Origin of the sequence: Streptomyces venezuelae, from assembly GCF_008642275.1 — a bacterium.
In the GTDB taxonomy this organism is placed as follows: domain Bacteria; phylum Actinomycetota; class Actinomycetes; order Streptomycetales; family Streptomycetaceae; genus Streptomyces; species Streptomyces venezuelae_E.
This window is the reverse complement of record NZ_CP029189.1, coordinates 6,483,610-6,498,074: the sequence shown is the minus strand read 5'-3', so window position 1 is coordinate 6,498,074 and position 14,465 is coordinate 6,483,610. Positions and strand designations below refer to the sequence as shown.

Below are 14,465 nucleotides of genomic sequence, written 5' to 3'. Positions count from 1 at the left end.
GAGGCATCCGTGTACCTGTCGACCAGCCGGGCCTCGGACATCGCCGGGGCCACCCCGGCCCCGAAGGGCCCGCTGCGGGCCGTCCCCGGCACGGTGTTCGCGCTCGGGCTGGTCAGCCTGGTCACGGACGTCTCCGCGGAAATGGTCACCGCGGTCCTGCCGTTGTACCTGATGGCCGGACTCGGCATGTCCCCGCTCGCGTTCGGCGCCCTGGACGGCCTGCACCAGGGCGCCACCGCGGTGCTCCGCCTCGCGGGCGGGCGGATCGCCGACCGCACCCGGCGCCACAAGCTCGTCGCGGGCGCCGGCTACGCGCTCTCCGCCGCCTGCAAGGCGGCCCTGCTCGCCGTCGCCACCCCCTGGTCGGTGGCGGCGGTGCTCGCCGCCGACCGCACCGGCAAGGGCCTGCGCACCGCCCCGCGCGACGCACTGATCTCGCTGTCCGTTCCGCCCGGGGAGCAGGGCCGCGCCTTCGGGGTGCACCGCGCACTGGACACGGCGGGTGCCCTGCTGGGGCCGCTGGCCGCGTTCGGGGTGCTGTGGGTCGCGGTGGACGGGTACGAGGCCGTGTTCACCGTGAGCTGCTGCGTCGCCGTCCTCGGTGTGGTGCTGCTCGCCCTCTTCGTCCGGGAGGCCCCGGCGGGACCTCCCGCGCCGGCCCGGAGCCGTCCCCCGCAGCCCCCGGTCCGCACCCTGGTGCGCCTTCCCGGCCTGCGGGGGCTCTGCCTGACCGCCGCCGTCCTCGGCCTGTTCACCGTCGGCGACGCCTTCCTCTACCTGCTGCTCCAGCGCCGGCTCGGCCTGTCGGCCGCGTACTTCCCGCTGCTGCCCGTCGGCACGGCGGCCGTGTTCCTGCTGGCCGCGCTGCCCGTGGGCCGGCTCGCCGACCGGCTGGGCCGGCGCCGGGTCTTCCTCGGCGGGCACGTGCTGCTGCTCGGCGCCTGCCTGCTGCTCATGGCCCCGGTACCGGCCGGGGCGCTGCTGGTGGCCGGTGTGCTCGTACCGCTGGGGCTGTTCTACGCGGCCACCGACGGGGTGCTGATGGCCGCGGCCGGGCCGCTGCTGCCCGCCGAGCTGCGCACGACCGGGCTCGCGGTACTCCAGACGGCCCAGGCACTGGCCCGGTTCGCGGGCTCCCTGCTGTTCGGCGCGGCCTGGACCCTGTGGGGGCCGGGCCCGGCGCTGGCTCTGGCGGCGGCCGGGCTGTTGCTCTCTCTGGCGGCGGTCGCCGTCGTAGGGTCGGGACATGCCGGAAACACAGCGAACACTTGAGGGCAGGGTGGCCCTGGTGGCCGGGGCGACGCGGGGCGCGGGCCGGGGCATCGCGGTCCAGCTGGGTGCGCGGGGGGCGACCGTGTACGTGTCGGGGCGCAGCACCCGGGGCAGGCGCTCGGAGTACGACCGGCCCGAGACCATCGAGGAGACGGCCGAGCTGGTCACCGCGGCGGGCGGGCGGGGGATCCCGGTGGTGGCCGACCATCTGGTGCCGGCGCAGGTCGAGGCCCTGGTCGGCCGGATCGACGCGGAGCAGGGCCGTCTGGACGTCCTGGTCAACGACGTCTGGGGCGGGGAGCTGCTCTTCGAGTGGGACAGCACGGTCTGGGAGCACGACCTGGACAAGGGGCTGCGGCTGCTGCGGCTGGCCGTGGAGACCCACGCCGTCACCAGCCATTTCGCGGTGCCGTTGCTGCTGCGCGAGCCGGGCGGGCTGGTGGTGGAGATGACGGACGGCACCGCCGAGTACAACGCGGCCAACTACCGGGTGTCGTTCTTCTACGACATCGCCAAGTCCTCGGTGCTGCGGATGGCGTTCGCGCTGGGGCACGAGCTGGGGCCGCGCGGGGCCACGGCGGTGGCGCTGACCCCGGGCTGGCTGCGGTCGGAGATGATGCTGGACAACTTCGGCGTGACGGAGGCGAACTGGCGGGACGCCCTCACGAGGGTCCCGCACTTCGGCATCTCCGAGACCCCGTCGTACGTGGGCCGGGCGGTCGCGGCCCTCGCCGCGGACCCGGAGGTGGCGCGCTGGAACGGGGCGTCCGTCTCCAGCGGGCAGCTCGCGCAGGTCTACGGCTTCACGGACCTGGACGGCAGCCGGCCGGACTGCTGGCGCTACATGGTCGAGGTCCAGGACCCGGGCCGCCCCGCGGACACCACGGGCTACCGCTAGGCACGCGCCACGGGGTGGTCTTCCAGGGGACTCCGGCGGACCTGGCGGCCCGGGCGGACACCCTGACCGCCCGTCATCTGCGCGCGTACGCGGGCTCGTAGCCCGGCCCCGTACCCGGTGCGCAGCCGGTGGCCGGGGCGTCCAGGTGGTCTGGGTGGCCCTGGTGGACCCTGCCGGTCACGGTATTAGGCTGGCGGCATGTCAGCAGACGCGCCGCAGATCCGTCCTCCCGCGCGAGCCACTGCCGCCCTCGCCTCCGACTGGGCGCACCCACGCCGCAAGGAGCGGCAGCCGGCGCTCAGCCGGGCCCAGATCGTGGCGGCGGCCGTGCGGCTGCTCGATGCCGAGGGCATCGGGGCGCTGAGCATGCGCCGCCTCGGCACCGGTATGGGCGCCGCCGCCACCTCCCTGTACCGGCACGTGGCCAGCAAGGGCGAGCTGATCGAGCTGGTGGTGGACGAGGTCTGCGGCGAGCTGGAGGTACCCGGCGCAGCGAGTGCGGCCGAGTGGCGCGAAGCCGTCTCCCGCGGCAGCCACAGCCTGCGCGCGATGGCCCTGCGCCACCCCTGGGTGGCCTCGTTGCTCGGCCGGCCGGGGCCGGCGCGCCTCGGCCCGAACCTGACGCACATGTCGGAGCGGATGCTGGCACTGCTGCGGACGGCCGGGTTCCCGGCGGACGAGGCGGGCCTCGCCGTGAACGCGGTCGTCTCCTACGTGGTCGGCGCCTCGACCGGCGAGGCCGCCTCCCTCCCGCTGCCCGCCGCTGGCGGGCAGCGGGAGCAGGGACGACCGGCGCGCGGGCGCCCGTTGCCTGCCGAGGAGCACTCGGCGAGGCAGCGCCGGGACCCCCGGAAGCTGCGCGAGGAGAACTTCGACTACGGGCTCCAGCGGATCCTGGACGGGCTGGAGGCCCGGCTCAGCCCCGGCTGAGGTCCTCCCGCGGCGGCAGGCGCAGCTCACGGTCCTGCCCCAGCGGGGTGAAGAAGCGCTCCACGTCCGCGCCGGCCACCTCCGCCAGGGTCGCCGGGGACCAGCGCGGTGCGCGGTCCTTGTCGACGACCTGCGCCCGGATGCCCTCGACCAGGTCGGGCGCGCTCAGCCCGTTGCACGAGACCCGGAACTCCTGGGCCAGGACCTCCTCCAGCGGGCCGAGCTCCGCGGCCCGGCGCAGCGCGGCGAGGGTGACCTTGAGGGCGGTCGGGGACTTGGCCAGGATCGTCTCGGCGGCCTCCTTGGCGGCGGGCTCGCCCTGGCCGAGCAGCCGCTCCACGATCTCCTCGACCGTGCCGGCCGCGTAGCAGTGGTCGATCCAGCCCCGCCGGGCGGCGAGTTCACCGGGCGCGGGGGCCGCGGCATACCGCGGGAGCACCTCGTGGGCGGGGGCCCCGGCCAGGGCGGCGGTCAGCTCCGGGAGCCGGTCGGCCGGCACGAAGTGGTCGGCGAGCCCGCACAGCAGGGCGTCGGCGGCGCCGACCGCCGTGCCGGTGAGGGCCAGGTGGGTGCCGAGTTCGCCGGGCGCGCGGCCGAGCAGGTAGGTGCCGCCGACGTCGGGGACGAAGCCGATGCCGGTCTCGGGCATGGCGACGCGGGAGCGCTCGGTGACGATCCGGACCGAGCCGTGCGCGGAGACGCCGACGCCGCCGCCCATGGTGATGCCGTCCATGAGGGCGACGTACGGCTTGGGGTAGCGGGCGATGCGGGCGTTGAGCCGGTACTCGTCCCGCCAGAAGTCCGCCGAGGCGGTGTTCCCGGCCTTGGCGTCGTCGTGGATGGCGCGGATGTCCCCGCCCGCGCACAGGCCGCGCTCCCCGGCGCCGCGGATCAGGACCTGGTCGACGGCGGGGTCGTCCGCCCACCTGGCGAGCGCCTCGTCGATGCGGATCACCATGGGGTGGGTGAGGGCGTTGAGGGCCTTGGGGCGGTTGAGGGTGACCACCCCGGTCCGGCCGTCGGTGTGGAACAGCACGGTGTTCGCGTCCGCGGTCTGCGCGTCTTCGGTCTTCACACCGGCCAGTATCACCGCGGCCCGCGCCGCGCCCGCCGCCGGGCGGTGGCGGGGCGTACCGTGGGCCGTCATGCGGAAGATCGTGCTGATGGCCGGGGTGTCGCTCGACGGGTACGTCGAGGGGCCGGACCGGCAGATCGACTGGCACTGCGTCGACGACGAGCTGCACCAGCACATGAACGACACCCTCCGCCCGATGGGCGGCTTCCTCAGCGGACGCGTCACGCACGAGCTGATGGCGGACTACTGGCCGACCGCCGACGCCGATCCCGCGAACGCCGGCCCGGTGGCCGAGTTCGCCGAGATCTGGCGGTCCATGCCCAAGTACGTGTACTCGCGCACCCTGCGGTCGGCCGAGTGGAACACCACGGTCGTGCGGGACGTCGTGCCCGAGGAGGTCGCCGCCCTCAAGGCGGCCCCGGGCGGCGACCTGACGCTGAGCGGGGCGGACCTCGCCTCCTCCTTCCTGCGCCAGGACCTCGTGGACGCGTACCGGATCTACGTGCACCCGGTGCGGATCGGGCGCGGCACGCCGCTCTTCCCCACCCTCGACTACGCTCCGGTGACCCTGCGGCACACGGACACCCACACCTTCGGCAACGGCGTCGTCCTGCTGCGCTACGAGCGCCCGTAGCGGGTGGTCAGTCCCGGGGGCGGGACCGGTGGGCCCGCCACGCGGCCAGGGCCTCGGCGCGGGCCCCGTCCGGGTGCTCGGCGTGCCAGGCGCGCAGGAACCGGTTGAACTCAAACTGCGCGCCCACCTCCTGGGGTCCGGCCGCCCGGGCGCGGGTCGCGTGCCAGTGCGCGACGGCCTCGGCGAGGGTGTGCCCCGCGTGTTGGGCGACGTAGTCCCGCATGAAGGCGTCGAAGTGGAAGCCGGGTCCGATCTCGCGGACGAAGTACGCGCGCAGCACCTGACTACAGCGCTGGCCCGGTGGGATCACGGTCGCGCCGGTGACGGGGTCCGAGAGCTGGCGCCCGGCGCGCCGGGGTGTGGGGGCCGCCGGGGCGGCGGGCGCGGGACGTCCGTCGAGGGCGGCGGCGAGCCGCGCGGTGACGGCCGCCTTGCCACCGCCTGCCGGGAGGCCGATCTCCCTTGCGAGCGCACTCAGTTCGGCCAGGGTCCAATACCAGCGCAGCAGCTCGGTCCCGGTCAACGCGGGCGTCAGGGCGGGCCGGGACTCCCCCGTATTCGTACTCACGTTCCCATCATAGGGGCGGAGGAATCCCACGGGAGGGGCAGGCGGGCCGGGGAAATCGACCGGTCACCTTGTAAATTGCGCCCTATGCCCCACTTCGTCGGAGGAGATCTCATGACCGCCGAACCCCACCGCCTCACCCTCGGCGGGGACACCGCCCTCGTCCTCATCGACCTCCAGACGGGCATCCTCGAACGGCCCGCCGCGAAGCCCGCCCCCGAGATCCTGGGCAAGGGGATCGCGCTCGCCCGGGCGTTCCGGGCCCACCGGCTGCCCGTGGTCCTGGTCAGGGTGGCGTGGTCCCCGGACGGCGGCGACCTGCCCACCGCGAACGTGGACCGCCCCGGCCCGGCCTCCGCCCCGCCCGCCGCGTTCTCCGAGATCCCGGCCGAGCTGGCAGCCCTCGGGGACGTGGTCGTCACCAAACGCCACTGGGGCGCCTTCACCGGTACCGAACTGGACCTCCAGCTGCGCCGCCGCGGCATCCACCGCATCGTGCTGGCCGGCATCTCCAGCAGCGTCGGCGTCGAGTCCACCGCCCGGACGGCGTGGGAGCTCAGCTACGACGTGGTCTTCGCCGAGGACGCCACCGCCGACACCGACCCCGACTCGCACGACCACACCTTCGGCAAGATCTTTCCCCGCATCGGCAAGGTCAGCACCACGGACGAGATCATCGCGGCGCTGGACTCCTGACCGGCCGCCCTCCGGGGGCGGTTCACCCGTAACCGGGCGGGCGCCCGGGGGTTAGCAGCACTGGAGGCGAGGGAGTTCTCATGGCGCAGCGGCACACGACGTCCTTACGGCTGCGCCTGCGGTACCGGTTCGACCATCTGGTCGCGGGCGGCACCACCGCGCTCATCGGCTGGTTCGCCCTGGCCTGTCTCGCCGTCGTGGTCCCGGCGAGCACGGTGCTCGTATGGGCCGACCGGGCCGCCCCGGCGACCCTCTCCGGCCGGCTCGGCGCCGTGTGGGTCAGCGTGGGGCAGACGCTCAAGATCGGGGGCGCGGTCGGCTCCCCGCTCTACGTGCTGGCCTCCGTCGTCCTGGCACTGACCGCCCTGCTGTTCGTCTCCACCCTGGTCGGTCTGATCACCACCGGCATCAACCGGCGCATCATGCTGCTGCGCCGCGGCCACTCCACCGTGCTGGAATCCGGGCACACCGTCCTGCTGGGCTGGTCGGACCAGATCTTTCCGGTGGTCGGGGAGCTCGTGGCCGCCAACGCCAACCAGCGCAGGGCGGCCGTGGCCGTCCTCGCACCGAAGGACAAGGTGGAGATGGAGGAGGAGATCGCCACCTCCTTCGCCGGCACCCCGCTCGGCACCGGAACGACGCGGATCATCTGCCGCAACGGCCGCACCACCGACCCCGCCGAGCTGGCCCGGGTGAGTCCGGGGACGGCGAAGGCCGTCCTCGTGCTGCCCCCCGAGGGGGACGCCGGCGACGCCCAGGTGGTGAAGACGCTCCTCGCCCTCGGCGCGGCGGTCCCCGGGCCCGGCGGGGCGGTCGTGGTCGCCGCCGTGCGCGACACCCGCAGCCGTCTCACCGCCCGGCTGGCCGCGGGGCCCGGCGGCCACGTCCTGTGTGTCGACGACATCATCGCCCGGCTCCTCGTCCAGACCGCCCGCGAGCCCGGTCTGTCGCTGGTCTACCAGGAACTGCTCGACTTCGCGGGCGACGAGTTCTACACCGCCGCAGCCCGGGGCCTCGCCGGACGCACCTTCGGCGAGGCCCTGCTGGCGTTCACCACGTCCTCGGTGGTCGGTCTGCTGCACGCCGACGGCCGTGTCGCCCTCAACCCGTGCCCCGGGACGACGATCGGCGCGGACGACCGGATCATCCTCATCTCGGAGGACGACGACACGGCCGTGCCGGCGGACGCCTCCCCGTACGTCGACCAGGACGCGATCGTCACGGCCCGGCCCAGGACGCCCGGGGCCGAACGGCTGCTCCTGCTCGGCTGGAACCGCCGCGCACCGCTCGTCGTGGAGCAGCTCGACCAGTTCGTCGGCCCCGGGACCACGCTCGACGTCGTATCGCTCGCCGACGTCGTGCGCACGCGCGCCGCCACCGGTGTCCCGCGGGCGCGCAGCCACCTCGAAGTGGTCTTCCACGGTGGGGACATCACCGATCCCGAGCTGCTGGCCAAGCTGGACGTGCCCTCGTACGACAGGGTGATCGTCATCGGCGAGACCGGACACGATCCGGTCCCCCACGCGGCGGCCCTGCCGCCCGCCCGCGCGGTCGACCTCGGTCTCGTGCCGGAGACCGGGACGGAGACGGACGACCGGACCCTGGTCACCCTGCTGCATCTGCGGGCCGTCGGGGAGGCGGCGGGCCGGGAGCTGTCGCTCACCACGGAGATGTCCGACGACGGCAACCGGCTGCTGGCCCCGGCCCGGGAGGGCGCCGACTTCATCGTCAGCGGCCGGCTGATCAGTCTCCTCATGACCCAGATCTCGGAGAGCCCCTGTCTCGCCGCCGTCTTCGAGGAGTTGTTCGAGGCGGAAGGGAACGAGTTCCACCTGAAGCCGGTGACGGACTACGTGCGCACCGGTCGCGAGGTGACGTTCGCGACCCTCGTCGAGTCGGCTCGCCGGCGCCGCGAGTGCGCGGTCGGCTACCGGCTGCACGCCGAGACCGCCACCGGTCCCGGGTACGGGGTGCGGCTCAATCCGGACAAGGGGCAGCGGGTCCGGTTCGGCGAGCACGACTGGCTGATCGTGCTCGCCGAGAGCTGAGGGCGCCCGCCGCCCGCCGCCCGCTCAGAGGGTCGAGTGGACCTCCAGTGCGGTGCGGACCGCGGACTCCAGGGCGCCCTCGATCCAGGCCGGCTTGATCGAGGTGTGGCACCCGGCGAAGTGCAGGTTCCCTTCGGCCCTGCGGACGTGGGGGAAGAGCTCGGTGTGCTGGCCGGGCAGCAGTACGGAGGCCTCGCCGTAGGCGTACGGGTCGCGCATCCAGGACTGGGTGCGCCCGACGCCGGTGTAGAACACCTCGATCCGCTGCCCGAACACCTCCTGCACGCCGGCGAGCGCGCGCGGGTAGCGCTCCTCGTCGTCCAGGGAGTCCCACTTCAGGGCGTCGTCCGACCAGCTGTAGGAAGCGAGGACGACCCCGCCCGCGCTGCCCTCGACGGGGTAGGAGGGCTGGAACATGAAGCGGTTGGGGTTGTCGGTGGCGGAGCCGCCGCCGATGACGTGGGCCGCCTCGGGCTGGTCGCGGGTGACGGGGCGGCAGGCCGCGTAGTGGGCCCGCTGCCCGGCCGGGATGCCGCGGTCGGGGACCGACGCGTGTGCGCCGAGCAGGGAGCCGTCCGCCGGGGTCTGCCCGAGCTGGTACTTGCGGTACAGACCGGGCTGGACCGCCTCCAGCTCGCGCTTCCAGTCGGCCTCGTCGAACTCCCACCAGCGGCGGCTGAATTCCAGCAGGACCTTGGTCGCCGCGTCGTAGTGCAGCTCGGTGATCGCGCGCCGCTTGCCGTACGAGAGCGCGGGCGCGACCGGGATGTGGCGCAGCCCGGAGAAGGGCACGGTGATGATCGCGGTGTCGCCGGTGAAGGTCTCGCGCCGTACGGGGCTGCCGCCGCGGCCCTCGGAGACGGTCTCGATGCTGACCCCGTCCTCCCCGTGGGTGATCCGGGTGGCACGGCGGTCGAGCCGCACGAGGTCGTCGACACGGGCGTAGAGGGCGTCCGCCAGGGTGGCGGTGCCGCCGGGCAGTTCGAAGAAGGCGGTGTCCGGGCTGATCAGCGAAGCTCCGATGAAGCTGTGCACGAAGGCGAGGTGCAGGCGGGAGGTGAGGTTCTCGACGGTGCCGATCAGATCGATCGTCCGCTCGTCGAGCTTCGCCTCCTCGGTCAGGAAGCGGTACATCGACATGTGGCCGTAGCGCTGGATGACGCGGGCCCAGCCCTCGACGAGCTGCTTGTCCTTCTTGCCCTCGATCTCCTTGCGCACGGGGGCGAAGGCGTTGCGGACGATCTGTGCGGCGGGCAGGGACTCGTAGGCCGCCGGGACCCCGAAGGACTTGTTGAGGGCCTGGGGGCTGCGCGCGTAGTCGGCGCGGCGGACGCGGATGCCGTTGACGTGGATCCACGTGCGGTAGGCGGGGCGGCCCGAGCCGTCGACGTCGACCAGGTGGAAGCGCCGGCGCTTCAGGCCGAGGCTGTCGATGAGCCCGGTGACCAGGGGGTGGCTGTCGGGAATGCGCATCGCGCCGGCCTCGGCGTACTGCTTCGGGTCGGCGAAGGGGGCGGCGGACTTCTCGTGGCCGCCGGTGCGGAAGGTCTTGATCCGGCCGCCCACCCGGTTGCCGTTGGCCTCGATCACGGTGACCTGGTGCCCGGCCTCGCGCAGCAGGTGCGCGGCGGTGAGCCCGGCGGGCCCGGCACCGACGATCAGCACCTTCTTGCGGGTACGGGAGCGGGGCAGGCCGTTCTTCAGCAGGATGTCGGAGTATCGGGGCACCAGGGGTTCGTCGTCCTCGTCGCGTACGAGGACGGCCCGGGCGATGGTGAGGCAGGTGTCCCAGTCGGGGCGTGCCGAGCCGGAGGGGGCCTGCGGGGTGCCGGCGGAGGCGGCGGCGACCGAGAGGGCGCCGACTCCCGCGACGGCGGCCGCACCGCCGATGACCTTTCGGCGGGAGGGGCGGCGGGAAGGGGCCGGGGCGGGCTCGCCGGGGGTGCCCGGGGTGGGGTCGGGCGCGGGCACGGTATCGGTGATCATGTGTCAACTCTCCCGGCCTCCGAGCTTCTTGATCGCCCAAAGGCATCCGTGAGGGCAACAATCATCCGGACGTGCGGTGCCGGCCCGCCGATGCTGACGAACTGGGATTCGTGCCGGACCGGACGGCGCCGGACCGCGCCGCCTCGTCCCGGCCGGCGGACCCGGCGGACCGCGCCGTCAGCCGATCCGGCGGACCCGCTGGCTGGTGAGTTCGTACCGGGCTCCCACGACGGCCAGGTCCCCGGCCGCGATCCTGGCGGCGAGCTCCGGTTCCGCGGCGAGCCGCGCCCGCACCAGCCGTACGTTCGCGGTGATCGCCGCGTCGATCCGTGCGTCCCCGCGCAGGGTGTGGTCGACCGCCGGGTGGATCTGGTCGACCAGGTACTGCATGTGGCCCGGCAGCGCGGGCCCGCCCTCGTCGGCCCGGACGGCCGCCGCGACCGCCCCGCACGACTGGTGGCCCAGGACGACGATCAGCGGGATGCCCAGTTCGAGGACTCCGTAGGCGATGCTGCCGAGCACCGCCTCGTCCAGGACCTCGCCCGCAGACCGTACGGTCAGCAGATCGCCCAGCCCCTGGTCGAAGACGAGCTCCGGCGGGACACGGGAGTCGACGCAGCCGAGGACGACGGCGAAGGGGTGCTGGCCGGCGACCAGCGTCTGGCGGATGGTCCGCGTCTCGTCGGGGTGCCGCTCGTGCAGGGTCCGCCAGCGCGCGTTGCCCGTCTCCAGCTCGCGGAGCGCGGATGCGGGGGTGGCGGGCCGGACCCTTCCGGGCCCCCCGGTGACGGGGGCCTCGGGGGCGCGGGGGGATCCGGACACCAGTCCGGCCCCCAGGGCGACCGTGCCGGTCAGTACCACCCGGAGCAGCCGGCGCCGCCCCGGGCTGCCGTGACGTTCAACAGGGAAGCTCATATTCGGACAAGCTACGCACCTTCCCGTGGGGAGGGCGGGCGCCGCTCTCGGGTGCGGCCACTCGGCGGGGTCTCGGGATCAGGTCCGCCGACCCCCGCCGATCACCGCGCGGGGCGGGCCCGGCGGGCCGGGCCCGCGGTCAGCGGAGGTCGGAGCGTGCGGTCAGCGCAGGTCGGAGCGCGCGGCGGGGGTGTCGTCGATGAAGCCTCCCGACTGGTGCTGCCACAGCTTCGCGTAGGCGCCGTCCGAGGTGAGCAGTTCCTGGTGCGTGCCGTGTTCGACGATGCGTCCCCGGTCGAGGACGACGAGCTGGTCCATGTTCGCGACCGTACTCAGCCGGTGTGCCACCACGAGGGCCGTCCTGCCCTCCATGAGCCGCCACAGGGCCTCCTGGACGAGGATCTCGCTCTCCGAGTCCAGGGCGCTGGTCGCCTCGTCCAGCAGGAGGATCGGCGCGTCGCGCAGGATCGCCCGGGCGAGCGCGACGCGCTGGCGCTGCCCGCCGGAGAGCTTGACTCCGCGCTCGCCCACCATGGTGTCGAAGCCGTCGGGCAGGGCGTCGGTGAACTCCGTGACGTGGGCCGCCTCGGCCGCGCGGCGGATCTCGGCCTCGGTGGCGTCCGGCCGGGCGAAGGCGATGTTGTCCCGCAGGGTGCGGTGGAACATCGCCGGGTCCTGCGGGACGTAGGCGATCAGGCTGCGCAGGTCGGCCTGGCGCAGCCGGGTGATGTCCTGGCCGCCGATCAGGATCCGGCCGGACTCGATGTCCGTCATCCGCATCAGCAGCCGGGTGAGTGTGGTCTTGCCTCCCCCGGAGCGGCCGACGAGGCCGATCTTCGTCCCGCCGGGCACGTTCAGGTCGAGGCTGTCGAAGAGCGGTTTGCCGCCGCCGTGGGCGAAGGTGACCCGCTCGAAGCGGACGTCGGAGGACCCGGGCCGCAGCGGCTCGGGGGATGCCGGGTCGAGTACGGTCGGCGGCGTGAGCAGCAGTTCGGTGAACTGCGCGGCCTCCGTCATCGAGCTCTCCAGCCGGCGGTAGATCTGGTTGAACTCGAACATGATCCGTGTCGCGCTGGCGTAGTAGGTGAAGGCGACGATGACCGCCTCCACGCCGTGTTCTCCCCCGCCGAGCGTGACGGCGAGCAGCAGACCGAGCGCGTTGGTCAGTACGGACATCGGTGCGACCACCGTGTCGATGCGCAGGTTGCCGTAGTCCCAGGAGCGCAGCGTGAGCCGGCGCGACTCGGCGACGCGCGAGCGGTGTTCGGCCGCCTCGCGTTCCTCGGCGGCGAAGGCCCGGACGGTGTCCATGTTCATCAGGCTGTCGGCGACGTGCCCCGACACCCGGGCGATCGCCTCCTCGCGCTGGGCGACGAGCCCTTGGCGGCGCCGGATCAGCGGTGCCACACCCAGTGCCGTCACGGCGATCATGACCAGGAGGCCGGCCACGAGCAGCGGGTCGTACTGCCACAGCACCACGGAGGCGAACACCAGGGGCACGAAACTGCCCATGACCGAGAAGGTCAGGGTGTCGACGAACTCCTCGAAGCGGGAGGCGAAGCTCAGCACCCGCTTGGTCAGCGATCCGGCGAAGTTGTCGTGGAAGAACGCGGCGTCCTTGGCGAAGAGTTCGTCCATGCCGACGATGTACAGGCGCTCGATGCCGCGGGCGTCGAGTCGGTTGAGGCAGTGCAGGCCGAGGCGCCACAGCGCCTCCGCGAGGAGCAGGACTCCGGCGAAGGCGAGGACGTACGGCAGCATCGCGTCGACGGTGGGGCTGCCACCGCCGGCGATGCGGCCGACGAGCTTGGCGACGATCAGCGGCGCGATGTAGTTGATGCCGATGTTGCCCAGCGCCGGGAGCAGCATCGCGGGTGCGGTCAGCCATCGGTGGCGGACCAGTTCCCGTCCGTAGTAGCGAAGTGCGAGGAGTACCGGGCCCTTGCCCGGTGGGGTTTCGGGCGATTCAGGCGTTCCCATGACAACCCTGTGCTGTTGTGTGCGGGCGGCTTGCAGGAACCGAAGTGTCCCGTGGCGGCGTCCGCGTGGTCCAAGGGTTTTCCCGAATGGCGGTATCTCGTCCCTGTTCGCGCCCGGTAGCACCGGAGGGCCGTTCCGGATCGCTCCGGAACGGCCCCTGGTCCCGGTCTACGGGACGGGCTGCTGCTGGGTGACGCAGTGGATCCCGCCGCCGCCGGTGCCGAGCCGGTCGATGTTGAGCTGCTCGACGGTGCGGCCGGGGTAGAGCCGGGCCAGGGTGGCCTTCGCGGCGGTGTCGGCGCGGGTGTCGCCGAAGTGGGCACTGATGACGGCGCCGTTGCACAGGTAGTAGTTGGCGTAGGAGGCGAGGAAGTCCGGGTTGGAGGAGCGGATCTTGTTGTAGTCGGGGCCCTGGATCTGGTCGACCGTCATGCGTGCGCCGTTGGCGGCGGTGGACGCGGAGAGGATCTGGTACTGCTGGCGGGCGTCCTTGGCGTACACGTCGTTGTCCGAGGCCAGGGGCATCTGGACGGCGGCCCTGCCGGGGGCGAGGAAGCGTGAGGTCGCGTCGACGTGGTCGTCGGTGATGTCCTGGCCCTTGACCCCGTCGAACCAGATGAGCTTGGTGGCGCCGTAGGCGGCGAGCAGGGCGGACTCGATCTGCGCCTGCGTCTTGTTGGGGTTGCGGTTCTTGTTGACCAGGCTGCTGCGGGTCGCCATCAGGGTTCCGGCGCCGTCCTGTTCGACCGCTCCACCCTCGCCGACCAGGGCGGCGGCGGTGAAGGGGACCCCGACGTAGGAGGCGATCCGTCCGGCGACCAGGTTGTCCCGGGAGTGGGCCTGCTTCTTGCCCCAGCCGTTGAAGTTGAGGCCGACGGCGTCCAGAGCGCCGGACCCGTCGGTGCGGAAGACGGGTCCCGTGTCGCGCATCCAGCAGTCGTCGACGGGGATGGTGGCGATGACGGTGACGGCGGAGCCGCACATCGAGCGGGCCTTGGCGGCGCTGCCGGAGTTGGCGCAGATGAAGACCGGCTCGTACTTGGCGATGGTCCGCGCGATGAGCGCGATGTCCTGCTGGACGCCGCCGAGGGTGTTGCCCCAGATGGCGGTGGAGTCCGGCCAGGCCATCCAGGTGCGGGTGTGCCGGACGTCCTCGACGGGCACGCGGAAGGCGCCCGCCGCCGCCGGGCGGGGTGCCGGCGCCGCCCCGGCCCGTCCTTCGGCCGCGGCCAGTGCGGCCGCGGCGGCGGTGAGTCCCGCGGCTGCCAGGAACCTGCGTCTGCCCATGCCCTCGGCTGCGGGCCGGTTCACTGCGTGATCGTTCATGTGGGGGTCCTCCGATGACTCAACTCCCCGCGGGGACAGCGGGGTTGACCGGAAAGCTAAAACTGGCCAAGCGCTCGGTCAATAGTTTGGACGAGGCTATTCCGGTGGATCACGGAAAGCCCCAGGTCGCGCCCCGAAGG

The 14,465-nt window shown here is 73.2% G+C and carries 12 protein-coding genes; 6 read left to right on the top strand and 6 right to left on the bottom strand.

Translation table 11 applies throughout. The features are described from left to right. The first annotated feature begins 9 nt into the window (after window positions 1–9). From DEJ51_RS28775 to DEJ51_RS28765, 3 genes are all read left to right on the top strand, one after another. The gene (locus DEJ51_RS28775) at window positions 10–1,272 is read left to right on the top strand and encodes an MFS transporter (protein WP_150260483.1); all 1,263 of its coding nucleotides are present in this window, start codon (window positions 10–12) and stop codon (window positions 1,270–1,272) included. Further along, the gene (locus DEJ51_RS28770; RefSeq protein WP_150260482.1) at window positions 1,247–2,170 is read left to right on the top strand and encodes an SDR family oxidoreductase; all 924 of its coding nucleotides are present in this window, start codon (window positions 1,247–1,249) and stop codon (window positions 2,168–2,170) included. The genes DEJ51_RS28775 and DEJ51_RS28770 overlap by 26 nt, the downstream gene beginning before the upstream one ends. 198 nt (window positions 2,171–2,368) lie before the next feature. After that, window positions 2,369–3,100, top strand: coding sequence for a TetR/AcrR family transcriptional regulator (locus DEJ51_RS28765; RefSeq protein ID WP_150260481.1), 732 nt, complete (start codon window positions 2,369–2,371; stop codon window positions 3,098–3,100). Here DEJ51_RS28765 and DEJ51_RS28760 read toward each other — a convergent pair. Continuing rightward, window positions 3,087–4,247: an enoyl-CoA hydratase/isomerase family protein gene (locus tag DEJ51_RS28760; protein WP_150260480.1), complete on the bottom strand. Its 1,161-nt coding sequence runs from the start codon at window positions 4,245–4,247 to the stop codon at window positions 3,087–3,089. The two genes, DEJ51_RS28765 and DEJ51_RS28760, sit on opposite strands and share 14 nt — an antisense overlap. Between DEJ51_RS28760 and DEJ51_RS28755 the strand changes: the two genes are divergently transcribed. Continuing rightward, window positions 4,246–4,809: a dihydrofolate reductase family protein gene (locus tag DEJ51_RS28755; RefSeq protein ID WP_150260479.1), complete on the top strand. Its 564-nt coding sequence runs from the start codon at window positions 4,246–4,248 to the stop codon at window positions 4,807–4,809. The genes DEJ51_RS28760 and DEJ51_RS28755 overlap by 2 nt on opposite strands. Window positions 4,810–4,816: 7 nt before the next feature. Here DEJ51_RS28755 and DEJ51_RS28750 read toward each other — a convergent pair whose 3' ends face one another. Further along, a complete protein-coding gene (locus DEJ51_RS28750; RefSeq protein ID WP_150260478.1) occupies window positions 4,817–5,377 on the bottom strand; it encodes a DUF6434 domain-containing protein in 561 nt (186 codons plus the stop codon). Window positions 5,378–5,488: 111 nt separating this feature from the next. Between DEJ51_RS28750 and DEJ51_RS28745 the strand changes: the two genes are divergently transcribed. Further along, window positions 5,489–6,070, top strand: a complete 582-nt coding sequence (locus tag DEJ51_RS28745) for an isochorismatase family protein (protein WP_150260477.1) — start codon at window positions 5,489–5,491, stop codon at window positions 6,068–6,070. Between the two features lie 80 nt (window positions 6,071–6,150). After that, window positions 6,151–8,118 (top strand): CASTOR/POLLUX-related putative ion channel, encoded by a 1,968-nt coding sequence (locus tag DEJ51_RS28740; RefSeq protein ID WP_150260476.1) that lies wholly within the window; start codon window positions 6,151–6,153, stop codon window positions 8,116–8,118. Between the two features lie 24 nt (window positions 8,119–8,142). On the opposite strand, the gene DEJ51_RS28735 is transcribed toward DEJ51_RS28740, so the two are convergent. The 4 genes from DEJ51_RS28735 to DEJ51_RS28720 all read right to left on the bottom strand — a co-directional run bounded on the left by DEJ51_RS28735 (window position 8,143) and on the right by DEJ51_RS28720 (window position 14,325). Further along, the gene (locus DEJ51_RS28735; RefSeq protein WP_150260475.1) at window positions 8,143–10,104 is read right to left on the bottom strand and encodes a flavin monoamine oxidase family protein; all 1,962 of its coding nucleotides are present in this window, start codon (window positions 10,102–10,104) and stop codon (window positions 8,143–8,145) included. Window positions 10,105–10,281: 177 nt separating this feature from the next. Then, window positions 10,282–11,019 (bottom strand): carbonic anhydrase, encoded by a 738-nt coding sequence (locus DEJ51_RS28730; RefSeq protein WP_150260474.1) that lies wholly within the window; start codon window positions 11,017–11,019, stop codon window positions 10,282–10,284. A 162-nt stretch (window positions 11,020–11,181) separates the two neighbouring features. Then, window positions 11,182–12,999 carry an ABC transporter ATP-binding protein gene (locus DEJ51_RS28725; RefSeq protein WP_150260473.1) on the bottom strand — a complete coding sequence of 606 codons (1,818 nt, stop codon included), beginning with the start codon at window positions 12,997–12,999 and terminating at the stop codon, window positions 11,182–11,184. A gap of 168 nt (window positions 13,000–13,167) precedes the next feature. After that, window positions 13,168–14,325 carry an agmatine/peptidylarginine deiminase gene (locus DEJ51_RS28720; RefSeq protein ID WP_150260472.1) on the bottom strand — a complete coding sequence of 386 codons (1,158 nt, stop codon included), beginning with the start codon at window positions 14,323–14,325 and terminating at the stop codon, window positions 13,168–13,170. Window positions 14,326–14,465 lie beyond the last annotated feature (140 nt).

Excerpts from the sequence above, each read along its gene's own strand:
- DEJ51_RS28755 (WP_150260479.1), top strand. The coding sequence starts at position 4,246 with ATGCGGAAGATCGTGCTGATGGCCGGGGTGTCGCTCGACGGGTACGTC.
- DEJ51_RS28745 (WP_150260477.1), top strand. The coding sequence starts at position 5,489 with ATGACCGCCGAACCCCACCGCCTCACCCTCGGCGGGGACACCGCCCTC.
- DEJ51_RS28740 (WP_150260476.1), top strand. The coding sequence starts at position 6,151 with ATGGCGCAGCGGCACACGACGTCCTTACGGCTGCGCCTGCGGTACCGG.
- DEJ51_RS28760 (WP_150260480.1), bottom strand. The coding sequence starts at position 4,247 with ATGACGGCCCACGGTACGCCCCGCCACCGCCCGGCGGCGGGCGCGGCG.
- DEJ51_RS28765 (WP_150260481.1), top strand. The coding sequence starts at position 2,369 with ATGTCAGCAGACGCGCCGCAGATCCGTCCTCCCGCGCGAGCCACTGCC.
- DEJ51_RS28725 (WP_150260473.1), bottom strand. The coding sequence starts at position 12,999 with ATGGGAACGCCTGAATCGCCCGAAACCCCACCGGGCAAGGGCCCGGTA.
- DEJ51_RS28770 (WP_150260482.1), top strand. The coding sequence starts at position 1,247 with ATGCCGGAAACACAGCGAACACTTGAGGGCAGGGTGGCCCTGGTGGCC.
- DEJ51_RS28730 (WP_150260474.1), bottom strand. The coding sequence starts at position 11,019 with ATGAGCTTCCCTGTTGAACGTCACGGCAGCCCGGGGCGGCGCCGGCTG.
- DEJ51_RS28720 (WP_150260472.1), bottom strand. The coding sequence starts at position 14,325 with ATGAACGATCACGCAGTGAACCGGCCCGCAGCCGAGGGCATGGGCAGA.
- DEJ51_RS28735 (WP_150260475.1), bottom strand. The coding sequence starts at position 10,104 with ATGATCACCGATACCGTGCCCGCGCCCGACCCCACCCCGGGCACCCCC.